Origin of the sequence: Bremerella cremea, from assembly GCF_039541315.1 — a bacterium.
Lineage (GTDB): Bacteria > Planctomycetota > Planctomycetia > Pirellulales > Pirellulaceae > Bremerella > Bremerella cremea.
Genome location: NZ_BAABFZ010000003.1, coordinates 1,656,633 through 1,680,749, shown reverse-complemented (window position 1 = coordinate 1,680,749; position 24,117 = coordinate 1,656,633). Strand labels below are relative to the sequence as shown.

17 protein-coding genes are annotated in these 24,117 nt (G+C 57.2%); 6 read left to right on the top strand and 11 right to left on the bottom strand.

The window, feature by feature from the left end:
- The 3 genes from ABD890_RS09050 to lpxA form a co-directional block, all read right to left on the bottom strand.
- Complete coding sequence (locus tag ABD890_RS09050) at nucleotides 1-1,803, bottom strand: arylsulfatase (RefSeq protein WP_345088022.1); 1,803 nt, start codon at nucleotides 1,801-1,803, stop codon at nucleotides 1-3.
- A 32-nt stretch (nucleotides 1,804-1,835) separates the two neighbouring features.
- Complete coding sequence (locus ABD890_RS09045) at nucleotides 1,836-3,446, bottom strand: arylsulfatase (RefSeq protein ID WP_345088021.1); 1,611 nt, start codon at nucleotides 3,444-3,446, stop codon at nucleotides 1,836-1,838.
- Nucleotides 3,447-3,557: 111 nt separating this feature from the next.
- On the bottom strand, nucleotides 3,558-4,445 hold the full coding sequence (gene lpxA / locus ABD890_RS09040) for an acyl-ACP--UDP-N-acetylglucosamine O-acyltransferase (protein ID WP_345088019.1): 888 nt from the start codon (nucleotides 4,443-4,445) through the stop codon (nucleotides 3,558-3,560).
- Nucleotides 4,446-4,585: 140 nt separating this feature from the next.
- Here lpxA and ABD890_RS09035 point away from each other — a divergent pair, with 140 nt between their 5' ends.
- Together ABD890_RS09035 and ABD890_RS09030 are read left to right on the top strand one after the other, a co-directional pair.
- Complete coding sequence (locus ABD890_RS09035; protein WP_345088017.1) at nucleotides 4,586-5,419, top strand: hypothetical protein; 834 nt, start codon at nucleotides 4,586-4,588, stop codon at nucleotides 5,417-5,419.
- Nucleotides 5,420-5,485: 66 nt separating this feature from the next.
- Nucleotides 5,486-6,661, top strand: a complete 1,176-nt coding sequence (locus ABD890_RS09030; RefSeq protein ID WP_345088015.1) for a glycosyltransferase — start codon at nucleotides 5,486-5,488, stop codon at nucleotides 6,659-6,661.
- 3 nt (nucleotides 6,662-6,664) lie between these two features.
- On the opposite strand, the gene ABD890_RS09025 is transcribed toward ABD890_RS09030, so the two are convergent.
- Entirely contained in the window at nucleotides 6,665-7,489 is an 825-nt protein-coding gene (locus tag ABD890_RS09025) for an alpha/beta hydrolase family protein (RefSeq protein WP_345088013.1), read from the bottom strand.
- 405 nt (nucleotides 7,490-7,894) lie between these two features.
- Here ABD890_RS09025 and ABD890_RS09020 point away from each other — a divergent pair, with 405 nt between their 5' ends.
- Nucleotides 7,895-10,246, top strand: coding sequence for a DUF1592 domain-containing protein (locus tag ABD890_RS09020; RefSeq protein ID WP_345088011.1), 2,352 nt, complete (start codon nucleotides 7,895-7,897; stop codon nucleotides 10,244-10,246).
- Nucleotides 10,247-10,278: 32 nt separating this feature from the next.
- Complete coding sequence (locus ABD890_RS09015; protein ID WP_345088009.1) at nucleotides 10,279-11,574, top strand: DUF1552 domain-containing protein; 1,296 nt, start codon at nucleotides 10,279-10,281, stop codon at nucleotides 11,572-11,574.
- 66 nt (nucleotides 11,575-11,640) lie between these two features.
- On the opposite strand, the gene ABD890_RS09010 is transcribed toward ABD890_RS09015, so the two are convergent.
- From ABD890_RS09010 to ABD890_RS08980, 7 genes are all read right to left on the bottom strand, one after another.
- Nucleotides 11,641-12,159, bottom strand: coding sequence for a hypothetical protein (locus tag ABD890_RS09010; RefSeq protein WP_345088007.1), 519 nt, complete (start codon nucleotides 12,157-12,159; stop codon nucleotides 11,641-11,643).
- A gap of 5 nt (nucleotides 12,160-12,164) precedes the next feature.
- Nucleotides 12,165-12,731, bottom strand: coding sequence for a response regulator (locus tag ABD890_RS09005; RefSeq protein ID WP_345088005.1), 567 nt, complete (start codon nucleotides 12,729-12,731; stop codon nucleotides 12,165-12,167).
- On the bottom strand, nucleotides 12,721-13,965 hold the full coding sequence (locus tag ABD890_RS09000; RefSeq protein ID WP_345088003.1) for a sensor histidine kinase: 1,245 nt from the start codon (nucleotides 13,963-13,965) through the stop codon (nucleotides 12,721-12,723). The genes ABD890_RS09005 and ABD890_RS09000 overlap by 11 nt, the downstream gene beginning before the upstream one ends.
- Nucleotides 13,966-14,016: 51 nt before the next feature.
- Nucleotides 14,017-17,217 (bottom strand): response regulator, encoded by a 3,201-nt coding sequence (locus ABD890_RS08995; RefSeq protein WP_345088001.1) that lies wholly within the window; start codon nucleotides 17,215-17,217, stop codon nucleotides 14,017-14,019.
- Nucleotides 17,218-17,645: 428 nt separating this feature from the next.
- Nucleotides 17,646-18,074: a hypothetical protein gene (locus ABD890_RS08990; RefSeq protein WP_345087999.1), complete on the bottom strand. Its 429-nt coding sequence runs from the start codon at nucleotides 18,072-18,074 to the stop codon at nucleotides 17,646-17,648.
- A gap of 45 nt (nucleotides 18,075-18,119) precedes the next feature.
- The gene (locus ABD890_RS08985; RefSeq protein WP_345087997.1) at nucleotides 18,120-19,010 is read right to left on the bottom strand and encodes a DUF1559 family PulG-like putative transporter; all 891 of its coding nucleotides are present in this window, start codon (nucleotides 19,008-19,010) and stop codon (nucleotides 18,120-18,122) included.
- 57 nt (nucleotides 19,011-19,067) lie between these two features.
- Nucleotides 19,068-20,138 carry a GntR family transcriptional regulator gene (locus ABD890_RS08980; RefSeq protein WP_345087995.1) on the bottom strand — a complete coding sequence of 357 codons (1,071 nt, stop codon included), beginning with the start codon at nucleotides 20,136-20,138 and terminating at the stop codon, nucleotides 19,068-19,070.
- A 179-nt stretch (nucleotides 20,139-20,317) separates the two neighbouring features.
- Here ABD890_RS08980 and ABD890_RS08975 point away from each other — a divergent pair, with 179 nt between their 5' ends.
- The gene (locus ABD890_RS08975) at nucleotides 20,318-23,044 is read left to right on the top strand and encodes an exo-alpha-sialidase (RefSeq protein ID WP_345087993.1); all 2,727 of its coding nucleotides are present in this window, start codon (nucleotides 20,318-20,320) and stop codon (nucleotides 23,042-23,044) included.
- Nucleotides 23,045-24,028, top strand: coding sequence for a dihydrodipicolinate synthase family protein (locus tag ABD890_RS08970; protein WP_345087991.1), 984 nt, complete (start codon nucleotides 23,045-23,047; stop codon nucleotides 24,026-24,028).
- Nucleotides 24,029-24,117: the final 89 nt, after the last annotated feature.

Sequence of the window (24,117 nt, the reverse complement as noted above, 5' to 3'; positions counted from 1 at the left end):
TTATTCCCCGACAAAGCGAACCACGGTGTAATAGGCCCCCAGTTCGCCACCATCCTTCAACAGGAACAACGGCGACAACTCGTGCGAGCCTGCCGTCAGTCGAGTTTGAAAGGTCACTTCCGTAGCGTCGGCAGGAACCTCTTTCTCGTCGACGTCTTTGCCATTGATCCGCAGAACGGCCGAGGTGACGTCGATGGCTTTGCCAGGGACGGTTCGCATCGCTTTGTTCGCACCAGGGACATCTTCCCCCGGTGGCAGCGAAGCCACGATCGGATGATTCGCTTCAACAGGCCAGCGGCGAACGCTCACTTCGTAGTTGCCATCGCGTATTACTTTCACCGCCCAGTGTCCTTCGTGCAGCACTGGCTTCTTCTTCGGATTGTTGCCATTGCCAGAGCGAATGTGAGCCTGGGCCCATGGCGGATAGCTCGGCTGAATCCAGTCGTGCGCGGTCAGCGAAGCCTCTGGGGCGGCGGGATGGCCAAGGTAGATTTCGGTGGTCTTGGCGAATGTTGGTTCGAGCTCGGCCCACCATTGATCGTAGAACTTTCGCATCGCAGCAACTTGTTCAGGATGCTGGGCTGCGATGTTGTTCTTCTGGCCAGGATCTTGCTGAATGTCGTACAGCTCCTTGCCGTTGATCAATCGCCATTGCTGCGACATTACCGCGGTTTGTTTCCATTTGATCGGATCACGTACGCGCTGCGAGTCGGTCACGAGAAAACGATCTTGCCAGTCGACATCGGTGCCTGGCTTCAACAGGGAAGCGATCGAGATGCCGTCGAACTGATAGTCTTTGGGACCTTGGCCGCCGACCATTTCGAGCAAGGTCGGAGCGACGTCGATCGCATGCGTCAAATGGTCGTCGACATGTTTCACGTTCATGCCGGCCTCTGGCCAATAGCACATGAAAGGAACGCGGTGCCCGCCGTCGTACTCGCTTCCTTTTTTGCCGCGCATGCCGGCATTAAAGCCTTTGCCCGGAGCGGCCGTGCCGTTGTCGGTGGTGTAGATGAAGATGGTATTGTCGGCGATCCCCAGGTCTTCTAGCAGCTTGCGAGTTTGCCCGACGTTATCGTCTATGTTCGTGATCATGCCATAGAAAGCGGCCATCGGCTTGGGTTCGTCCGGATACATGTCCATGTACTTCTGCGAGCAATGCAGCGGACCATGTGGCGCGTTTGTGGCGATGTAGGCGAAGAAGGGCTTGCCTTGTTCCGCGTTGGTTTTGATGAACTGATTGGCTTGATCAAAGAAGACGTCGGTGCAAAACCCTTCTGCTGCTGCGATTTCGCCATTGTGGAAGTAATGTCCATCGAAGTAGGCGTTGTCCCACAGGTCGGGCGTTTGGCCGACGCCTCCGCCGCCATGGCGATAGACTTCGTCGTAGCCGCGATCTTCAGGGCGATAAGGATAGTTGTCTCCCAGGTGCCACTTGCCGAACATCCCGGTTGTGTAGCCATTTGCTTTGAGCAGTTGTCCCAAGGTGGCCTCGTCGGCGCGAAGCATCGAACGCCCCATGATCGTATGCCAGGCACCAGCTCGATCGGTCCAGTGCCCCGACTGCAGCGCGGCCCGTGTCGGCGAACAGGTCGGAGCGACATGATAGTTCGACAACTGCGAAGACTGCGATGCCAGGCGATCGAGGTTCGGCGTTTGAATCACCTGGTTGCCGTAGCAGGCCAGATCGCCGTAGCCCTGGTCGTCAGTGATTAGCAGGACAATATTCGGCTTCGCGGCGAAGCCCGTCGAGACGCATAGCGTCATTAAAACAAGCGATGCCAGCGCGAGGTGAGTTTTCATCAGGAGGAATTCCCTGCAGAGGATGTTGTCGGCTATTTCTTGCGTCGTTTCTGAAGCTGTGACCATTCGACCACACCAGCATTGTCGGCCCATTGCTTCCAGGCCTGGGCAAGTTCTTTGGTCTTTTCTGGCTGCTCTTTGGCCAGATTATTGGTCTCAGTGCGATCCTGTTTCAGGTCATAAAGTTGCCATGCACCGCTTTTAATTCGGACCGCTTTCCAGTCGCCGCGTCGGATCGCTTTGTTGCCTTCATGCTCCCAGAAGAGATCACGCGCGGCGACGTCCTGTGGCCCCTGGAACTGGGCGGCGAAGCTTTGGCCTGGGGTAGGGATCACTTCCTTGCCATCGTGCGCCGTGGGATAGGTTGCCCCGGCCACTTCGAGGAGCGTTGGCATGACATCGATCACGTGCCCAGGGGCATCAACCAGTCGACCTTCGCCACCTGAAAGCTGAATCCCTTGCGGCCAGTGAGCGATCAACGGCGTCGAGATGCCACCTTCACGCGTGTCGATTTTGAACTTGCGGAACGGAGTGTCGTTGGCGTTCGCCCATTCCAGCCCAACACTGGCATACGACAAGCCGGCACCGATCGGGGCACCTGCTTTGCCACGGCTAAATCCGCCGGGGCCACCTTCGGCCGAACAGCCATTGTCGGAAAGGAAGAGGAACAACGTGTTCTCGTATTGCCCTAGTTCTTTCAGCTTGGCCACCAGTCGGCCAACGTTCTGATCAATGCACTGAACCTGAGCCGCATAGACTTCCATCCGGTGGGCCAGGTCTTCGCGTGCTTCGGGGGACATTTCATCCCAGGCCTTCGCATCCGGATCGCGTGGACTCAAACGAGTTCCTTCCGGGAAGAGCCCCATCTTCACCTGGCGGGCAAATCGAGCCTTGCGAGCCTCGTCCCACCCGGCATCATAGCGGCCAGCCTGATGGGCGATGTCTTCGGGCTTGGCTTGCAGCGGCCAGTGGGGAGCGATGTGCGCGAAGTAGAGGAATAACGGCTTCTTCGTTTCGTTAACGGCCTGATCGATGAACTCGATTGCGTGGTCGGTCAGATCGTCGGTGATGTAGAAATCGTCTTCCAGTTCCACGCGTTCGTTGCCATCGACAAAAAAGACTTCCTTCCGAATCTGTAGTGTGTCTTTGAAGTAAACACCACCGCCAGAAGGCGTGCCCCAATAACGATCGAAACCACGCTGCAGCGGCCAGCATTCGGGCTTGGAGCCGACATGCCACTTGCCGGTCATCAAGGTGGTATAACCGGCCGGACGCAGGGCTTCGGCGATCGTGACGCATCGGTCGTTCAAATAGCCTTGATACGACGGCACGCCATAGTTGCCGGTCATGTGACCGAGGCCTGCTTGGTGCTGATATAGACCCGTCATCAAGGCTGCTCGGGTCGGGCAGCAGCGGGCCGTGTTATAGAACTGCGTGAATCGAAGTCCGCCTTGGGCCAACTGCTCGAGGTTTGGCGTTTCAATCTCGCCACCATAGCATCCCAGGTCCGAGAAGCCCATGTCGTCCGCCATCATCAAGACGATGTTCGGTTTCTCTTGGGCCATCAAAGCGAAAGGGAAGAACGACAACACCACCATCGCGGTGGCAACTCTCACGGCGCGCAGATCAATACACGGGAGCATGGGAGGATCTCGACAAGCAAAATGGGAGAACAGCAAGAATGGGTGGGCAAGCGCGGACCTGCATTGTCCTCGGTCGAGAGTCGCTCGTCAACTTTTTGCCGGCGAAGCCGTTTAGGCCGCGTCGCCGCGATAGATGGTCAGCTCGATCAAGCCTTCCGCTGCCGTAGCTTTCGAGGCACTGCTCGAACGTCGGGCCTTTTCGTAGCCACGGCGCGACGCTTTCAGGAAGGCGAGCATCTGCTGCACCTGAGGAACGTCTACGCCTTGCAGCCGGTCGTAGATCGCTTCCCGCGAGAGACCTTCGCGGAAGATCACGCGAAAGGCCTGCTTCAGTTGCGAGATCGTCGCGGCAGGGATCTGGTGACGCGAGAGGCCGATCTTATTCAGACTAACAACGTTCCCGGTTCGCCCGTCGACCAAGGTAAACGGAACGATGTCTTGGGAAACGTAAGCCGAGGCACCCACCATCGCTAACGTGCCGATGCGGCAATGCTGATGGATATGCACACCCAAGCCAAGGACCACTTTGTCCTCGACGGTAACATGTCCACACAATGCCGTTTGATTGGTCATCGTGATGTGGCTGCCGACCTGAGAGTCGTGCCCGATCTGAACGTTCGGCATGATGTAGTTGTAACTGCCGAAGTGCGTGACATCGCTGGGGCCGGTACCGACCTGAAACGTGGCGAACTCGCGAATAACGTTGTCGTGACCAATCTGAAGTTGCCCAGGCTTCTGCGTAGGTCGTGCAATCAGCGGTGTTCCACCCAGGATACAATACTCACCAATCTGATTCCGATCACCGATCCGTGTGCCTGATTTGATGACGGCACCGTGTGAAATAACGTTGTTCTCGCCGATGACGACGTCGGCATCGATTCGAACGTGATCGGCGATTTGGGTACCAGCGCCCAACCATGCATCTGGCGAAATACGGCAGCCTTCCCCGAACACGATATTCGCGTCTTGGATGGCTAGGGTATCGCGAACGTAGGGCATCAGTGTCCCTTCATCGGGTGGAGGTCTCAGTGGGGAATTCGTCTGTTTCTTATCGCTGGAAACCCCTATAAACGTCAACGTCGCTTCTGGACAAAAGCACGTTTGTCCATCAAATCAATAGAAATTGAGAGTCCGTCACCATGGATGGTGAAACCCTGCTAGCACAGCCGCACCGTTCGTCGGCTTTTGTCTTTGCACATCCCGCGCATGAATGGTTCACGCTGGCAGCTCTGCTGCGATTGCAGCCCGACATCTATTACCTGTCGCCAGGTCCGTTCAACGATCCCGAATTCGAATCGCACTTCCGCGAAGCGATGACGAAGATCGGCTATCGCGGTTCGATCACGATCGCGCCGATCCGGGAAGAAGAGGTCTACACTCACTACCTTCGCCATGACGAGAAGTGGTTCCAAGAGCAGCGACAACGTCTGGCATCGTGGCTGAAAGAAGTCGAACCGTCGGTGATCTTCACCGATCCGTTTGAGTGGTATAACTCGGCCCACGATCTGGCCCCGCTGTTGACCAGTGCGGCGCTACTGAGCCTTGGTCGAGGTCCTGGCGATGTGGTTCTAGCCGAACATGGCATCGCGATTCAGACTGTCGCTCCGGAAGTTCGCGATACGAGTGGCTGGTCGAAGGTCATGTTGACCGAGGAAGAAGAGCCTGCCAAAGCGATTTTGCTGGAATGCATGCGTGAATTCATCCAGCGCAGCCCTTACCCCATCACCGACGATCTAGCCGCGATTGTTGGCAACTGGCCATCCGAGCTGATTCGGACCGAGTTCTATCGGACTGCCCCGGTCGAGCGTTCGTTCCTCCAGCCACCGGTAACCAAGGGGTGGGTGACTTACGATGTCCGCGGGCAACGCCGTGTAGCTGAAGGTCGCTCGAAAGAGGCGATCAGTTTCGGCAAACACTTCGCACCATTAGCCAAGTCGCTGCTGCGTCGTCACGCGGCCGCTTCGATTGGTTAGGGCACTCTCTCGGCGGAAGGTTAGAAAGCGATGAGTCGGCTGACAGTTTTGATAACCAATATCTTCATGACATCCCGGTCAGGGACCGAGATGTACGTCTACGATCTGGCGAGGAATCTGATTCAGCGCGGGCATCGTCCGATCGTCTATACGCCTGACATGGGCGAGGTAACCGACGAACTGCGGCGCAACTCGATCCCGGTAGTCGACCGGCTGGAAAAGATCCGTGAAACGCCCGACGTAATCCATGGGCATCACACGCTGCAGACAACGGCGGCGCTGCTGCATTTTCCGAAGACGCCTGGCATCTTCCTTTGCCATGACTTCGATGCATGGCACGACACGCCTCCCAAGTTCGATCGTATCGGACGTTATGTTGCTGTCGATCAGACTTGCGCCGACCGGCTTGCGCATGGTGAAGGAATTGAACTGGAGCGAATCCAGATTCTGACCAATCCGGTCGATCTCAACTTGTTTCAGCCCCGCCGTCCCTTGCCCGAGAAACCGAAACGCGCCGTGGTCTTCAGCAGCTACGGAACGCCAGAATCGATCCAGCCAATCCGAGAGGCTTGCAGTCAGCAAGGGATTCGCCTGGATGCGATCGGCAGTAACTTTGGCGACGTCTGCCGCGATCCTTACACACGATTGCCTCAATACGACCTGGTATTCGCCAAGGGACGTTGTGCCCGGGAAGCAATGGCCGTGGGGTGTGCGACGATCTACTGCGATGTGTTCGGCATGAGCTCGCTGGTCACGGCTGAGGATGTCGTCTACTTGAACCAACTCGGACGTCGCACGTTGGCTTCGCCCCTGACGACCGGGCGGCTTGTAGCGGAGATCCAGCGTTATAACGCTGCCGATGCCGCCAAAGTGACGCAATACATCCGCCAGAACAACAGCACCGATTCAATCTATGGTCAGTTGATCAACATCTATGAAGAGGTGATCGAGGCGTATCAGAAGCGAACCGACTTGGATCCGCTGGATGAAATTCGCGAGATGGCTCGCATGGCAGAGTGGTGGCATTTGACTCGAAGCCAACGGACGGCTGGTCCGCCGCTCGTCAGGCCACACGTGCCAGTTACCTTCCCAGCGTCAGTCGAGCCGAAGCCTCGTGGACTGCAGTACTTGAAGCACCGCGGCAAGCGTCTTTGGCGTTCCATCAAGAAACGGGTTCGCCGCGTTACGCAGCCACCGGCTGTGCCGGCTCCACCGGTCGAGGCTCCGAAGCAGGCGGCTTAGCCGTTACTTCTTCGTCGCGTGCGATTCGATAAAGTCGGCCACACGCTTGGGATCGGGATGGGTAAAGTGATGCCCTTGTGATTTCTCGGTCCCTTCTTCAACTTCGATGATCTCCATCGTTCCACCGAGCTTACGATAACGCTCGGCCAGGATGAAGGTGTTCTCCGTCGGTGGCACGACAACATCGTTCAGCGAAACGATGTGCATAACCGGAATCTTGGCAGCAGCGATCGGAGCGAGATTGTCAATCGGATTTTTGTCGTAGGCAAGGGCTTGTTCTTCGGTGAAGCCATATTCTGTGAGTAGTCGCTGCCACGAGCCAGCGCTGCCAACGCCACTTCCTTTACCGCCTGGCCAGCTCTTGAAATCGCACACCGGCGTATCGGCGTAGATGCACGCGACCCGATCTGGATGCCGAGCAGCCCAACCATAAACAAATAAGCCGCCGCGGCTCACCCCTTCCAGGGCAACCTTCGGGGAAAGGCCTTTGTCGGTCATGTAGTCGTAGAACTTATCCCAGTGCCCCATCGCACGTGGGCTGCCGAGCATGTCGTTGGTATCGATGTGGGCAACATGGAAGCCACGTTCCAGAAGCAACAAGTCGGCTTCGGCATGGAAGCCAGGAAAGCGAGCTCGCCAAACCCACGGATTGCCTTCGGCGGCCTTCTTGGGCACCACAACGTAAGCAGGACGCGAGTCGACAGTGAAGTCAAAGCGAGTGTACCCGTTCCAGGTCGACTCTTTGCCGGTCCACTCGGCCGACGCAGAAGACACAAGGCAGAATGCGACGACGAGCAGGGCCGCAGCCAGAAGGCGAGGGGAACGCATGGCAGGCATTTTCCGGGCAGAGGTGAGAGGCTGTTGGGGGGAAGGTGTCGCGGCAACTGATAGCATGCCATCAGGTTACCTACAGAGCCACGCTAATCGATTCGTCGGCCAATTAACAGAGCGTTGGCCCGATGAGCGTGAAAATAGTCCCCCTGAACAGGTTGTTGGTGCCGGCCTTGAGTTTTCGGCCTGGCGCAAAGCTTCTCGCTTTTTTTGAACAAATTGGCTACCATTGGATGGAGATGCCGAAGCTATTTCAGCAGCCTGCCTGGCATCGACACCCTCCCTCAACGATGTCGCAACCCCACAACGCGGCTCCCTCCATTCCCATTTGTCACTGCCATGATATCGACCCGTTACGCATCGATCTGCGCGCACCTTGCCGTCTGGGCCAGTGTGGTTGGCGTGGGCAGTTTCCTGAGCGCGGCTTATGCGGCCGTACCCGAAGGAAACCAGGTTCGTACGTTCCTCGAGAACAACTGCTACGACTGCCATCAGGGTAAAGACGCGGATGGATCGCTCGATCTGGAAGCTCTCTCGTTCGATCTCGGTAAGGCGAACAACTTGCAGCGTTGGGTTCGCATTTACGATCGCGTCCGCGACGGCGAGATGCCGCCAGCCGACTATGGCGAACTGGAAGCCAAGGACAAGTCGCAGTTCCTCGCCGCGACCCATCAAGGTTTGAGCGACTTTCAGCACAACATCCACACCAAGTACGGGCGTGTGCGTGGTCGTCGACTGACGCGAAAACAAATCGAGAACTCGCTGCACGATTTGCTGGCGATCGATATTCCGCTGACGCACATCCTGCCGGATGAAAACAAGACTGATGGTTTCACCACCGTTGCCGACGGCCAAGGGATGTCGCACTTTCAACTGGCCGCCCATTTGGACGCTGTCGATGTCGCTTTGGACGAAGCGCTGCGTCGTGCCTTGAGTCCCGAGGATGACTATGCCCGCGACTTCGATGCGAAAGGGGTCGCTCGAACCAATCCCAAACGCCGCTGCCGCGAACCGGAGATGCGGGAAGGGAAAGCGGTCATCTGGTCGTCCGGCTTGATCTATTACGGTCGCCTGCCGGCAACCACGGCCAAGCAAGATGGCTGGTACGAATTTGAAGTGACAGTTTCTGGCTTAAAGCTGCCCAAGACGGGCGGTGTCTGGTCGACGGTGCGAAGTGGTCCTTGTGTCTCGAATGCCCCGCTGCTGGCTAGCGTCACCACGTTTGAAGCGACCGAGAAGCCGAAGGTCGTCAAGTTCACAACCTGGTTGCCGAAGGGGCACATGCTTGAGATTCGTCCTGGCGACGGAGCTCTGAAGCGTGGGCGTTTCGCGGGTGGTCAGGTCGGTGTGGGCGAAGGGGAGCCGCAAGATCTCGCCGGTATCGCCTTCGATCGCGTCACGATGAAGCAGGTGCATCTGAAAGGCAACGACGATCAGGTCCGTGAGTTTCTGTTCGGCAATCTGAAAGTCGAACCGGTCAAAGATAAACGCCAGCCATGGCAAGTGACCTCGAAGAATCCGAAAGCGGATGCTGAGCGACTGGTAACCCGGTTCGCCACCCGAGCGTTCCGTCGCCCGGTGACCTCGGACGAGATCGAACCTTACCTGGCGGAAGTCTACGCGGCCTTAGATGCGAAAGAGTCGTTCGTCGATGCCCTACGTCTTGGCTACCGAGCGCTGCTGTGCTCGCCTCGGTTCATGTACTTTGCCGAAGAGCCCGGCAAGCTGGACGACTATGAAGTCGCGACCCGTCTCAGCTATTTCCTCACCGGTAGCACGCCTGACGACCAACTGATGCAATTGGCATCGGCCGGCAAGATGCGCGAACCAGAAGTGCTGAAGCAGCAAACGCGTCGCTTGTTGGATGGCAAGCAAGGCGAGCAGTTTGTGAACGACTTCGCCGCCGAATGGCTCGACCTCGATCAAATCGATTTCACCCAGCCCGACTCGAAGCTCTATCGCCAGTTCGATCCGATTGTCGAAAGCGGCATGCTCTCGGAGACGCAGCAGTATCTGCAGACGATGCTGGCCGAGAATCTGCACGTCTCGAACCTGATCGACTCCGACTTCACGTATTTGAACAGCCGCCTGGCACGGTACTATCAAATTGATGGTGTCGAAGGGGATGCACTGCAAAAGGTGACGCTGAAGCCAGAAACGCATCGTGGTGGTGTGCTGACCCAGGGAGCCATCTTGAAGGTGACCGCGAACGGCTCGAACACGTCGCCGGTGATTCGCGGCGTCTGGGTTTCGGAACGCCTCTTAGGCGTCGAGATTCCTCCGCCACCGACGAACGTGCCGGCGGTCGAACCAGATATCCGTGGCGCGAAAACGATTCGTGAACAGTTGGCCAAGCATCGCTCGCAAGGCGAGTGTGCCAGTTGCCACGTCAAGATCGACCCGGCCGGCTTCGCGCTGGAAAACTTCGACCCGGCGGGCCAATGGCGTGATAATTACATCAAGATGGAAGGCCGTAGCGTGAAGAAGGGCCCGAAGATCGACGCCAGCTACGACCTGCCCAGTGGCATGCACTTCAAAGACATCGACGGTTTCCAGAAGATAGTCACCAGCCATCCGCATCGCCTGGCCGCGAACATGGCCAAGCATTTGCTGACCTATGGCACCGGAGCCACGGTCGAATTTGTCGACCGTGCCCAGATCGACCAGATCGCTCGCAAGTCGGCTGAAGATGGCTATGGCTTCCGATCGATCATCGAGCAAGTTGTCGTCAGCGATTTGTTCCTGAGCAAGTAATCGACCCCACCAGAAACGGAAAGAGACGAGACATGTCGCGACAAGTTCATTTCAACTTCGGGAAGAAGCTGAGCCGCCGCACGGTTCTACGCGGAACCGCTGGTGTTGGGATCGCCGTGCCTTGGCTGAGTGCGATGCAGAAAGCATTTGCCGGCCCGGAAGAGCAGAAAACGCCTCGCCGCTTTGTCGCAATGACGCTGGGGCTTGGCTTGCATGCTGAGAACCTCAATCCAGAAAAGGCAGGCCGCGATTACAAGCCGTCGCCTTACCTGGAAAAGCTGCAGGACATTCGCGAGAAGTTCACGGTCATTTCTGGATCGTCCCATCCGCATGTCTCAGGCGGTCACCGGGCCGAAGCAAGCTTGCTTTCGGCCACCCCGATGGGAAGCGGTGCCCAGTCGAGGACCACGATCTCGGTCGATCAATTGCTGGCCAAGCACATGGGGCATCACACTCGATTTCCTTCGCTCGTGCTAAGCTCGGCCGGGAACGCCAGTCCTTCGTATACCGAAAACGGCTCGATGATTCCGGCCGAAAGCTCGCCTGCGCGGCTGTTCATGCAGTTGTTCGTCAACGACTCACCCGCCGATCAAGCCAAACAATTGCACCGGGCTCGCCAGGGCAAAAGCATCATGGACCTGGTCGCCGAAGATGCCAAGTCACTCTCGCGTGAGCTGGGAGCCGGTGACCGCGATCGCCTGGCCGCTTATTTCAACAGTGTGCGTGAACTCGAAAAGCGAATGGCGGAAGCGGAGCAGTGGGCTCACTTGCCGAAGCCGAAGGTCGACTCGAAGAAGCCGATCGATATCAGCAACCCGAACGACTTCATCGGGCGTCAACGTTTGATGAACGATATGATCCGCCTCGCCTTGTCGACCGATTCGACGCGGTTCGTTTCGTATCACCTCGGTGGAAGCGGCGGCGTGGTGCCGATCGAAGGGGTGGAAGAAGGCTATCACTCGCTTAGCCATCATGGTCGCGACGAAGAAAAGCTTGGCCAGTTGGCACTCATCGAAACATCGATCGTCCATGCCTGGGGCGACTTCCTGCGTGGCCTCGATGGGATTCAGGAAGATGGTGGCAGCCTGCTCGATCACACGTCGGTGCTGCTGACCAGCAATCTTGGTAACGCTTCCAGCCACGATAACCGTAACATGCCGGTGTTGTTTGCTGGTGGTGGTTTCCGCCATGGTCAGCATCTGGCATTTGATCAGAAGAAGAACTACCCGCTGCCGAACCTGTATTTGTCGATGCTGCAGAAGTCTGGCCTGGAAATCGATCAGTTCGCGACCAGTACCGGAACGATGACCGGGCTGGAAGCCAGCTAGTTCGTCGACAATCCGTCACAAGAAAAAGCAACAGGCACGTCCTTCATGGGGCGTGCCTGTTTTCGTTTAGCCAGGGTGTGGTTTCGAGACGACCAATTCCCATGGATCGGTCTGACTGCACTTCGAGAGCATCTTTGGAAAGCCTTGCTTGAGTGCTTCGTTCCAGTCGGCGAGCAACTCGCCTGCGATTGAATCGAGGTGCGGATTACAGACCGGCGAGCTTTCGCGAATCGTGTAGAAGACTACCGGCGGGCTGGTCATCCATTCGAAGAAGTGATCGGCCACACGTTGAGTCAGGCCATCTTCCGCTTGTTGAAAGGGCATGTCGGTGACGAAGACCACCTGGCAGGGCTTCATCATCTTGCCCCACAGACGATCGCAGCCTCGTTGCAGCACGCCCGAGAGGCGATGACGCAGGAAGTTCGCCTGCTCGTCGAACGGTTCTCCGATGTAGGGGGCGAGGTCTTGAGGTTCCGAGCAGAGCAGTGGGGTGGTGTTGCCCTGCTGATCGATGCCGGCGACATACCAGCGGAAGGATTCGCACTCGATCAACACCGTCAGCAGGACCGGTTGTTTGTTTCGCAAAGGGGCTAATCTCCTGCTGCTGGCTTACAGGGTTCGTGCGTCAGCTCTTCCAGCACGCTACCTGATTGGGCGAACGCTTGGAGCAGGTCTTGATCGATCTCGTGCCCGTCAGGGCCCAGGCGAAGTCGCTGCGAAATCTGCTGTCCCATCGATACATACCGCTGCAGTTCCTGCATCAGTTTTTGATGGGCGGCTTCCCGTTCCGATACCTCGACTGCTTCGGTCAGCAGTTCGATCAGTTCGTCGGGATCCCAAGGCTTAGTCACGTAGCGATACAGTCCGCCATGATTGATGGCGTCGATCACCGATTTGATATCGGCGTATCCTGTAAACAAGATTCGCGTTGTGGTGGGGAAACGGTGGTATGCCTGCCGGGCGAGTTCCGCACCGGTCATCTCGGGCATACGTTGATCTGTCATTAATACGGAGATGGGGTGTTCGGCCATAATCTGCAGCGCCTCTTGCCCCGATTGGGCCGTGTACACCGTAAACTGACGGCGTAGCAGGCCGATAAGCGAGTGCAGAATATCTGGCTCGTCGTCCACCAACAGAATGGATGGCCTAGTCTTCATGGCTTCCTCCCGGTGTTTGACTATCCAGCGGTCGTATAGGCAATTGTACACTAAAAGTGCTGCCGCGGCCCAATTGGCTTCGAACCTGGATCGATCCGCCATGATCGCGTACGATCCCATAGCTGACCGCCAGGCCTAGCCCTTGACCGCTGCCCACGGCCCTGGTTGTGAAAAAAGGTTCAAAGATGTGCGCTAAGTCGCTGCTCGAAATGCCACATCCATGGTCTTCCACATCAATTCTTACCCCTTCTTCGCATCGGGCAGATCGCATCGTAACAATACTGCCTGGTTCGCTGGCTTGGATCGCATTCAACAGCAAGTGATGCAGTACCTGTTGAATCTTGCCTGGTTCGCACAGGATCATTGGGATGTCTCCCGGATCGATCCGTAATTCAACCTGCTGCGAATCGACCTCGTGGTGCAGAACTTGCGAAACGGCGAACAGGGCAGAGTTCACGTCCAGATAATCGAGCTCCGCCTCGTCCAGCCGGGCGAATGAACGCAAGTTCTGCACAATGTCCCGCACCCGATTTAAACCGGCCAGAGACCGGTCGAACAACTGGGGCGACTCGGTCCGGATCCATTGGTAGTCGCACTCTTCTTCCAGTTCGGCTGCTTGCTGAGCTAGCTCTGGGTGAGTCTGCAAAAGATCGGAATGGATCGATCGATAAAGGTCTAACAGATCGAACGCCGCTGAAATGTCTCGTTTCAAGACCGCCAAATTGTTCGCGACCAGGGCGATTGGATTGTTGATCTCGTGTGCCATGCCAGCGGCCATCTGACCCAGGCTGGCCAGTTTCTCGCTTTGCACGAGGGCGGCCTGGGTTTCGCGAAGTTGTCGATTTTGTTCCGCCAATTCTTGTTCGAGGCGGACAATTCGCTCCCCTTCACGAAGGCGGACACGTAGTTCGTTGTGGTCGACCGGCTTCACCAGGAAGTCGTCGGCGCCCACTTCCATCCCCACGACCAGGTCTTCCTTTTCGCTCTTCGCGGTCAGCAGAATGATGTAGACGTAGAAGGGGGCCTGGGCGGCTCGAATCCGGCGGATCAATTCCAATCCGTCCACTTCGGGCATGACCCAGTCGGTCAGGACCAGGCGGAACGGCTCTTTCTCAAACGCTTCCCAGGCTTCGGCACCATTTTCGACCTCGGTGACATCGTACTCCCACCCCTCAAGTGCACGCACGAGGAGTCGTCGCATCATCAATCCATCTTCAGCTACGAGGACTCGCATAGGAACGTTGCATTAATAGGGTTGGAAAAGTACTCGCTTGGCAAAACGTGCTCACGAGGAAGGTTCGTCGGACGGAACCCGGTCTGCCGAAAGATCGGCCGTCAGGCGTTTGATCTTTTCCTGTAGGTCGATCCAGGCAACCTCGAATTCGTCGATCTTGTCGTTGCGGCCCATGAATTCAATTCGACGCGCGGCCGATATCGCGGCATCTGCGGCAAACATCGCGACAGAACCTTTCAGCGTATGGGCTGCCCGCGTCAGCCGATCGTGATCGCCGGCGACGTACGCCGCTTTGATCTCATTCATCTGCTTGGGACACTCTGTCATAAACAAGTCGAGCATCTCACGCAGGATCACTTCGTTTCCGCCGACGTTGTCGAGCGCTTGTTCGCGGTTGTACGAGATTCCGGAAGTGTCTTCTCCGTTCAGGTCTTCAGCAGAACTTTCTGTGGAAACGATCACCGGCGCGACACTTTCGACAGCAGTAAACAATTCCTGCGGGCGGAATGGTTTGGACACATAGTCGTTCATGCCGCCAGCCAGGCAGCGTTCGCGGTCTCCTTTCATCGCATGAGCGGTGAGCGCGATAATCGGAATCTGCCGGCGTGATCCGCGCTCCAGACGACGAATTTCTGCCGTCGCCGCGAAGCCATCCAGCACCGGCATCTGGACGTCCATCAGAATCAAATCGAACATCCCACTGCGATACGCATCGACGGCGAGTTGGCCGTTTTCTACCGCCGTGACATGGTGGCCACGATTCTCAAGCAGGCTTTGCGCGACCTTGCGGTTCACGACCCCATCTTCCGCCAGCAAGATGTTGCGCGGAATGAATCGCTTGGCGAGGTCGGGCGTCAGTGAATGGTCTTCTGACTGATCCGACCGGGCGGTCCCCATCGCCGTCGAAATACCATTGAGGAGCAGCGACTGGGTGATCGGCTTGGTGATGTATTTCGCCACCCCCAGCGAGGCCGCGAACTGGGCATCGGCGGGACGGTCGGCGGAAGACAGCATCATGATGGTCAGTGCCGGGTGATCGGCCACTTGCCGCAAGCGACGCACCAGTTCAATGCCGTCCATCTCGGGCATCATCACGTCGACGAGTGCCAACTGATACGGGGCGCCATCATCGATCGCTCGCTTCAATTCGACGAGCGCCTCGTTGCCACTTTCGACCGCTTTCGGTTTCATGCCCCAGCTGTAAAGCATCTCTTCACAGATCAAGCGATTGGTCGAGTTATCGTCGACCACCAGCACACGCAAGCCATACAGCGTATCGAGTGCGGCTGGTCGCGAATCATGCTGCTTCGGAGCCCGGCGGAAACGCACGGTGAAGTGGAAGGTGCTTCCTTTGCCAGGATCGCTCTCGACCCAGATGCGGCCTCCCATCATGCGGGTCAACTGCGCCGAGATCGCCAGCCCCAGCCCCGTTCCGCCATACTGACGTGTCGTCGAAGCATCGGCTTGAGTGAAGGCTTCGAAAACCTGGCTTTGCTTCGCTGGGGGAATGCCAATGCCGGTATCGCGAACGGAGAAGTGCAGCATGATCGTTTCGCCGGAGAACGAATCGTTCTCGACTTTGACGACCACTTCGCCATGTTCGGTAAACTTAATCGCGTTGCCGACCAGGTTGACGATAATCTGTCGTAAACGGCTGGCGTCGCCGATGAGGTCGTCGGGAACTTCCGGCACAATACGGGCGACTAGTTCGACTCCCTTTTTCGCGGCGCGACCTGCCAGGGTGTGGATCGTCGAGCCAAGCGTATCGCGCAGCGCGAACGGATGATGCTCGAGCTCCATCTTGCCTGCTTCGATCTTCGAGAAGTCGAGGATGTCGTTCAACAAGACAAGGAGCGAGTCGGCAGAGTTCTGGACCAGCTTTTGGTATTCACGCTGCTCGGTGCTGAGGTCGGTATTGAGCAGCAGCTCTGTCATTCCGATGATGCCATTCATCGGCGTGCGAATTTCGTGGCTCATGTTCGCCAGAAACTCGCTCTTCGAGCGGTTGGCCGATTCGGCGACTTCTTTGGCATGGACCAGTTCGTGGTTCATTTCGGTTAACTGCTTGGTCATCAGATTGAACTGACTGGCAAGCTGTGTCGCTTCGTCACTACCACGGACGGGCACCGTGGTTTCCCAGTTGCCTTCGCCAATCGCCACCGAGGCGTCGGTGATCTCTTGAATGCGTCGCGAGAGGGACCACGAAAAGCCCCCGGCTACGGCTAGGGTTAGCAGTGTTGCGAACAACGCAAGCGACCAGATGTTCTGCCGCATGGCATGGATCGGAGCGAACACCAAAGCTGCCTCTTGCTGGACCATCACAATCCAGTGCAAGTTCTGGCGGACGTCGGCCTGATTCGCCGAGGTTGCGTAGGCGGCTAACACTTCACCTTGTCCGCCAGGCCGATGCCGGGTTGCAATCAGGCCTTTCTGCGTGAAGTCCTCATTGAGGTTCTCGAAGTACTCGCGACCATCGGTCAGCGGTGCCGAGTGCCCTGGTGGTCCACGAATGATGCGATAGTCGTGCGTGAACAGGAAGAACTCGGTCTGGGCGTTGGTGTCGGAACGCGACTGGCCATCGATGATGTTGAACACTTCCTGAATGTTCAACACTGCCTTCATCACCCCGGCCAGTTTCCCTTCGGACGTTTCCACCGCCAGGCAAATATCGACCGAATAGATGTTGGCGCTATCGTCGAACGCCACATCGCTAACGTAAATCTGGTTCTGGACGGCCTCTTGCCACCAGACTTCGTCGTCCTGGCGATAGTCAGACGTCCGGCTGGTGAGTGCGGCGATGCCACCGAAACGATTGGTGAAGAAGATCTCGCCATAGACGGCGTAGCCAGTCGCCTCTTGCAGTTTCTCTTGGCGGAGTCGCAGCTCTTGGGAAAGCTCGTTGTCGATCAGGCCAGACAGCAAGGCTTGTTGTTCGCTGAGAGTGCCGGTTTGCCAGATCTTATCAAGGTCGGCGATGCGTTGGTCAGGGTTTTCCAACTCGCCGAAGTGAGCATTCGACTCGGCCAAGGTTTGCCGCGCTTGGGAACTCCGAGCGAGCGCCTGCAGATTCGCGACGTGGGTTCGCAGGGCCCGATCGATTTCGTCCATAACGGCAGCGGCTCGAGCGGCCGAACGGGCCTCGATGATCTCGCGAAGGCTTCGTTCGCTTACGGCTACCGCATAGTAGCCGACGACCCAGATTAACAGGGCAGGCAGAACCGTCGCCAACAGCAACTTATGGACGATACGCATGCGGCAGATGGGTTAGTCGATGGGGCTGTGAACATTTGATATCGTCATGCGTGATCATGACGCGCTGCATCTAAAGTATCTACCTTAATTTAAGGGAGAACAAATCGCTGAAGCAACGAGATACGTATTTATGTCGACGGATATTCCGGAAGGGGCCAACTTTTCCCGAAGGGGTATGGCAACGGCAGGCACTCGGCTGCTGCTGGCTCGGTAACCCGACAGAGGAAGGCTAAAGATTCGCCACCGGGTGGAGGCTACACGCTCACCTTCGCCACGACTGGCTGGAATTTCGAGCATAAGCCGCAAAGTCGCTGCCGAGAGAAACGTGGAACACGTAGGGGACAGCTTGGAGATCGGGGCTATAAACATGCCAACCATCGCCAGGAAATTGCCGCGAAACGCAACTTCCTGGCAGGGTTCATCAGCGACTATTTCTTCTTGCCGGCAGTCGCCGGAATTTGAATATCTTCCACATGATTCTCTTCTGGGAGGGTCAGTTTGACTTCGTAGTCTCGGAAGACGACCTGGCCATCGGGAAAGAGCCCATCTTCATCATCAGCCGGCTGAACTCCATCGTAGCCATCGATGCGGACGATGTAGGGACCGCCCACCACGCCGAAACGCGACTCCGACGTGTCGTACTTACCATCGCTGATCTCAGCGACACCTTGCGGCCCTTGGTTTCCCTGCGAGCTATCTGGCGTGAAATAGATCTTGCCGGCAGGCAGTGGCTGCCCATTGAACTGGACCGTACCACTCACATGAAAGTCGGTGGCGCTCGGATTGCTGCCGCCGCAACCCGACCCGATCAGCATAAGCAAGCCGAGGCCAAGTCCGACGAACGGATGGGAACGCATGGGAAGAGTCCTTGCAGGGAACGTGTGGGACGAGGAGAGAAAGGTTTAGTTGCTAGAGATCGGCTCGCCGCCTGCCTTGCTGGCATGCGATTGATAGACCGAAAAGTCGATCGTCTCGGCAACGAAGCTCACCGAAGCATCGCCGAGGGCAAACTGAACGCCGCCGGGGTGCTCGCTGCTGAAGCTGATGTTGTTGAAGTTACCACCTGACTCGTTTTGCAGGCCAATCCCGTAGCGAATGTTCTTGGAAGCGGCCATGCCGTTCCCTTTCACGCCACGTACCCAACTGGCATAGCTGCCATTGTCTCCGCCAATTTCGCTCAGGGCGTAAGTGTTCGACAAGCCATCGGTCACGTCACGAAACTTGACGCTCGCATCGACGAGGAACATGCCTCCTTTGCAGAAGCCGCCGTGCCCTGACGGATTCGGTTCATGCGGATAGGTCGAGCCATCGGTTGCATTGGTTCCATAAGGTCCCATCACGCCATAGTAGTGGGTCGTGAATGGTTTGCGTCCGTCGCCAAGCGTGCTGCTACCATGCGTCGTTTCGGTTCGCGGCGAACTAGGGCACATGTACATGTCGATACGATTCAGGCCGAAGATGTTCTTGTTTGGGCCTTCTTTGTTGGTGCCGGCATTCCAGTCGCCAGCCGCGAAGCTGAACTGGTCGTGCATTGGGCCTTGTTCAATGAAAGGCAGGATGAACGCATGCCAACCCAGCGTATTGACGTTCAGCGCCCCAGGGGGCAGCGTACCGAACGTGTCGTGATAGTTATGCATCGCCAGGCTGACCTGCTTCAGATTATTCGAGCATTGCATGCGGCGTGCGGCTTCGCGTGCCTGCTGAACGGCAGGCAGCAACAAGGCAATCAAGACACCGATAATCGCGATGACGACCAGCAGTTCGACTAACGTGAAGCCTGAGTTCTTTCGCATAACATCACCTGACCAGAAAAGAGAAGGACGTGAAGAGGATAGAGTAGGGGAGGAGAGCTAGGCCGAAGGGTCGTTCAAACTGACGGGAAGTTTACGCACGGCAACTTCGGGCTGCTGTCCTTTCGCCAGGCTAATTAGCGCTTCGGCCAATTGGGCGCCAATCGACTCGGCCGACTCGGCGGCGATCACCGATGGCCAAGGGAGGCGGGCCTGGTTACGGCTGTAAATATCCGACACGACGATCGGAGTTCGTTTGACTTTGGTTTGGCGGGAAGATCGGACCATCTTCGAGGCCGACTCGGCCAATGGCTGCGAACGGCAAATCAAGCCTTCCGCCGCATGTTCATGAATCAAGTCGCGGGTCGCATGTTGGATGGCCTGTTCGTCGGCCGGGAGGAAGCGAACCGTCAGATCACTGGGCGTCAGACCGAGTTCGGCCGACGTCTTCCAGATCGAATCGAGGAACGCATGGTCCCCGGGCAGAACCTGACTTCGCATCAGGACGCCGATCTTCTTCACGCCGCGATCGACCAGGTACGTCGTCAGCAGTTTGCCTGCTTGAACCTGGTCGCGGTCGATCGAAGGAAGTGCTTGAATCGAAGGGAACCGCGATCCGAAGATCACCGTCGGCATACCACTCGCTTGAAACAATCGTTGCGAAGTGAGGGACGATCGAGCGAGAATGAACCCTTCCGCTTGCTGCGAGCGGGCCGTTTTCGCGATCAGTTCCGAAACCCAGGCCGTGTCGTCACTGCCTGGCAAATGGTTGAATTCGATCTCGGCATGAGGGAGAACACTTTGGATGCCGACGATCACACCGTCGGCCAACATGCCTTCGGTCGACAGGTAGGCTTTGTTGACCACCAGGTGAACGCGATCGATGGTGCGCTGCGAATCGGAATGAATGCCATCGGCGACAAACGTTCCACGCTTCTGGCGACGCGTCAGCACGTTTCGCTGAACCAGCAACTGCATGGCCCGGTTCGCCGACGTGGTGCTGACACCCAGCATGCGAGCGGCGTCGGCCGTGCCGAGGTAAGCATCACCAGATTTCAATCCACGACCAGCAATATCGGCAATGATTTGCTCGGCCAACTGAACGACTCGGGGTGTGGTAGAAGTGTCCATACCTAAAAACTAACGCTCTTCACAAAAAAAGCAATATTTATTTCTGGTGTTCAACAGAATATTTCCGATTCGATTGAAATTATATTGGTGGAGTACTAAACTCAGTCTAGTCAGGTCGCACCCACCGTGCCTGGCAACTCCCTTCTTCCTCACCCCTTCAGCCTGCCGAGCGAACTCTTATGACCCGTTGGAAGCTCTTCTTATCGACATGCGGTGTGATGCTCTTGGGCGTCGCGATCCTGCCTCAACTATTATCGGCCGAAACGCTCCATGCTGTCGCTAGTGGCGTCGCTCAGGAAGTTCGTTTTGATGGTCCTCCATGGAAATCGACCCCAACCGGGTTAGTGGGCGACGGGGTTGGCAATGTGGCCTGGGCTTCGAAGTCGATTGTCGGCCCGAACGCGACGGTGAAGATTCGGCTCGCGTTGAACGAACTGAATCACACGGCCGCGTCCATCTCGATTGGTCCTGGCAACCAGTTTGGTTTCGACGGCGAGGCCCAGCGGTTGTTTCTGCAGGGGCCTTTGTTTGGCAAGCAAACCCGTTTCCTCGAGGTGGCCAAAAGTCATATTCAGCCGAAGCAAATGTTCGACTGCGAACTGAAGACGGCTGATGGCAAGCTGACCGTTTCGATTGATGGCGAGAACGTTTATGAGGGATCCGTGACTAGCCCCTTAGGACTGGTCGGCCTTCGTCCGTGGCGTTCAACGATGACGGTCGAGCAGTTCACGCTCTCCGGCGATTTGAGCGAAGGCAACTTCCTGCCGAAAAAGCTGGGGGATGAGATCACCGTGCCGACGATCGATCTGTCGGACGATGTCGAGCGACAAGTGGTCGTTGCTCGCGGAACCAAGGATGTTTATCAGGGGCATCCCACCACGCTGTTGATGCCGGATGGCAAAACGATCTTCGCCGCGTGGACCTACAACCATGGTGGCCGCTGCGGTCCCTTGAAGCGAAGTGACGATGGTGGTTTGACCTGGAGCGACTTGATCGACGTCCCGCAGAACTGGACCGAGGTCGAGAACTGCCCTTGTTTGCATCGCCTGGTCGATACCAACGGAACGGCTCGCCTGTTTGCCTTTGCCGGGCGTGGCGACATGACCCAATCGGTCTCGCTGGATGAAGGCAAGACCTGGTCACCGATGGAAAAGAACGGCCTGAAGTGCATCGTCGCTCCGATCACGATCTTGCCGATCAACGATGGCAAAGAGCACCTCGCGATCTTCCACCGTGGTGACGAAGATCGCGACCGTCCGCCACTCAAGCTATGGCAGGCGATCTCGCGCGATGGCGGTTTGACTTGGGAAGATCAGCGTATGGTGGCTGCCGTCGCAGGAGCCAATCCATGCGAACCGTTTTTGCTCCGTTCGCCGGATGGCAAACAAATCATGTGTTTGATTCGCGAGAACGCCCGGCGATTGAACTCGCTGGTGATGGTCTCGGATGATGAAGGGGAAACCTGGTCGGCTCCGCAGGAAGTTCACGCCAACCTGACTGGCGACCGGCATTGTGCTCGCTATACCGAAGATGGCCGCCTGTTGATTGTCTTCCGAGATGTGGTGAAGAAGAGTCCCACCTACGGACATTTTGTCGGCTGGGTCGGTCGCTATGAAGACATCCTCGCTGGGCAGCCTGGCGAATATCGCGTTCGCCTTTTAGAGCATCACGGGCGTCCGCTCGATACTGGTTATCCCGGCCTGGAGCGTCTGCCCGACGGAACTTTCGTCGCGACAACCTACGTCGGCTATCGCCCTGACGAAAAGAACTCGGTGGTCGCGGTTCGTTTCCAGATGAAGGAGCTCGACCAGCGAGTCGCTGACGAGAAGCCTGTTGCGGTTTGGAAGAGTGGCACCGATGGTTACGACACCTATCGAATCCCTGCCATGATTCAGGCGGCCGACGGAAGCGTGCTCGCGTTCTGCGAAGGTCGACGCAACTCACGCAGCGATACCGGCGCGATCGACCTTCTCATGAAGCGCTCGACGGACGGTGGCAACACCTGGAGCGATCAAGTCGTGGTCTGGACCGATGCGGACAACACGTGTGGCAATCCATGCCCGGTGCTCGACGAGTCGACCGGTCGCATTCATTTGCTGCTGACGCATAACCTGGGTGAAGACCACGAGTCGGCGATCAAGCTGAATAAAGCGAAGTCGACACGAACCGTATGGGTTTGTCACAGCGACGACCATGGCCAATCGTGGACCAAGCCGGTCCAGATCACCGATTCGACCAAGAAGCCAGAGTGGGGTTGGTATGCCACCGGACCAGGTGTCGGTATTCAGGTGAAGCATGGCCCCCACAAGGGACGTCTCGTGATTCCTTGTGACCATAGCTACCCGATCGACCGCTCGGTCGACAAGCGTGGCTACGGATTCGGATCGCATGCCATTTATAGTGACGATCATGGCCAAACCTGGAAGCTGGGTGAGGCGATCAAGCCCAACATGAACGAATGCCAGGTGGTCGAAATCGGTGATCAGGGGAACCTGGTGATGGACATGCGATCGTACCGAGGCCAAGGTTGCCGAGCCCAGGCAGTCAGCAAAGATGGAGGGGCAACTTGGGGCGAGATCACCGATGCTCGGGAATTGGTATCGCCGGTCTGTCAGGCCAGCATTATTCGCGCGGCCTGGCCGACGACCGATGCCCCAGGCGTGCTGCTGTTTTCGAGTCCTCGCGACCCAGCGAAGCGACGCAATTTGACCGTGATGGGAAGCTTCGACGAGAACCAGTCGTGGCCTTTCGAGAAGACGCTCTTCCCAGGCCATGCGGCATACTCGTGTCTCGCCCCACTGGGTGAAGGCCAGGTAGGCTGCCTCGCTGAAGTCGGAGAAAATCATCCTTACGAAACCATTTCTCTTTTTCGCCTGGAAGTGCCACAATCAGGAGCTGGGAACTAAATGAACATCGACACGATGAAAGCTGCCTCGCACGCGCTCGGCGGAACGGAGTCGCAATTGAGTCCTGTCAAATCAGGCCGGATGAGGATGAGGGGGTTGGTCGCCGCGACATTCACCCCAATGAATTCCGAGGAAGATCTCGACCTGGATCGTATCGGTCCGATGGTCGATACGTTGATCGATTCCGGCATCGCGGGTCTGTATGTCAATGGAAGCACTGGTGAAGGTGTTTCGATGACGAGCACAGAACGCCGGGTTGCCGCCGAAGAGTTCGTGCAAGCGGTCGCCGGTCGCATTCCGGTCATCATTCAGATCGGCCATACCAGCGTTCGCGAAGCAAAAGAGCTGGCCGAGCATGCCCAGGCGATTGGGGCGACGGCAATCAGCGCGACGCCGCCAACCTACTTCAAGCCGGCTTCGATTTCGTTGCTGCTGTCGACGTTGAAAGAGATCATGAGCGGCGCGCCGGAGTTGCCGTTCTATTACTATCACATCCCTCGTATCACTGGCGTTGACTTCGACCTGCATCAGGTCCTGCGTCAAGCGACGGAAGAACTGCCGCAACTCAACGGGGTGAAGTACACGGCCCAGTCGATCCACGAATTCCAGGCCTGCATCGCGCACTTCGGCGAACAGTTCGACCTGCTGTATGGCTGCGACGAAATGCTGCTGAGTGGTTTGTCGGCTGGGGCGAAGGGAGCGGTGGGTAGTACTTACAACTTCGCACCGGGGCTCTATCGTCGCGTGTTCGAGGCGTATCGTCACGGCGAGAACGAAGCGGCTGCCGAACTGCAATTGCGTTCGATCGAAATGGTACAAGCGTTCGTTCGTTATCCCGCGTTGCCGGCGCAGAAGGCGATCATGGAGATGGTAGGAATCCCAGCCGGACCACCACGGCTGCCATGGCGTGACTTGACCAAGGAAGAGAAGCAAGCCTTGGAAAACGAACTAAAGCAAATTGGCTTCTTCGACTGGCGAGACTAGTGGGCCAATGAAAAAACAAAGCAAGCGGATCAGAAATGGTCCGCTTCTTTTTTTGGCGGAATCTCAACTTTCCCGCGAACCATCGGCGG

What these genes read in the sequence shown, in the direction of transcription:
- ABD890_RS09050 (WP_345088022.1), bottom strand. Translation starts at nt 1,803, where the DNA reads ATGAAAACTCACCTCGCGCTGGCATCGCTTGTTTTAATGACGCTATGC.
- ABD890_RS09045 (WP_345088021.1), bottom strand. Translation starts at nt 3,446, where the DNA reads ATGCTCCCGTGTATTGATCTGCGCGCCGTGAGAGTTGCCACCGCGATG.
- lpxA (WP_345088019.1), bottom strand. Translation starts at nt 4,445, where the DNA reads ATGCCCTACGTTCGCGATACCCTAGCCATCCAAGACGCGAATATCGTG.
- ABD890_RS09035 (WP_345088017.1), top strand. Translation starts at nt 4,586, where the DNA reads ATGGATGGTGAAACCCTGCTAGCACAGCCGCACCGTTCGTCGGCTTTT.
- ABD890_RS09030 (WP_345088015.1), top strand. Translation starts at nt 5,486, where the DNA reads ATGACATCCCGGTCAGGGACCGAGATGTACGTCTACGATCTGGCGAGG.
- ABD890_RS09025 (WP_345088013.1), bottom strand. Translation starts at nt 7,489, where the DNA reads ATGCGTTCCCCTCGCCTTCTGGCTGCGGCCCTGCTCGTCGTCGCATTC.
- ABD890_RS09015 (WP_345088009.1), top strand. Translation starts at nt 10,279, where the DNA reads ATGTCGCGACAAGTTCATTTCAACTTCGGGAAGAAGCTGAGCCGCCGC.
- ABD890_RS09005 (WP_345088005.1), bottom strand. Translation starts at nt 12,731, where the DNA reads ATGAAGACTAGGCCATCCATTCTGTTGGTGGACGACGAGCCAGATATT.
- ABD890_RS09000 (WP_345088003.1), bottom strand. Translation starts at nt 13,965, where the DNA reads ATGCGAGTCCTCGTAGCTGAAGATGGATTGATGATGCGACGACTCCTC.
- ABD890_RS08995 (WP_345088001.1), bottom strand. Translation starts at nt 17,217, where the DNA reads ATGCGTATCGTCCATAAGTTGCTGTTGGCGACGGTTCTGCCTGCCCTG.
- ABD890_RS08990 (WP_345087999.1), bottom strand. Translation starts at nt 18,074, where the DNA reads ATGCGTTCCCATCCGTTCGTCGGACTTGGCCTCGGCTTGCTTATGCTG.
- ABD890_RS08985 (WP_345087997.1), bottom strand. Translation starts at nt 19,010, where the DNA reads ATGCGAAAGAACTCAGGCTTCACGTTAGTCGAACTGCTGGTCGTCATC.
- ABD890_RS08980 (WP_345087995.1), bottom strand. Translation starts at nt 20,138, where the DNA reads ATGGACACTTCTACCACACCCCGAGTCGTTCAGTTGGCCGAGCAAATC.
- ABD890_RS08975 (WP_345087993.1), top strand. Translation starts at nt 20,318, where the DNA reads ATGACCCGTTGGAAGCTCTTCTTATCGACATGCGGTGTGATGCTCTTG.
- ABD890_RS08970 (WP_345087991.1), top strand. Translation starts at nt 23,045, where the DNA reads ATGAACATCGACACGATGAAAGCTGCCTCGCACGCGCTCGGCGGAACG.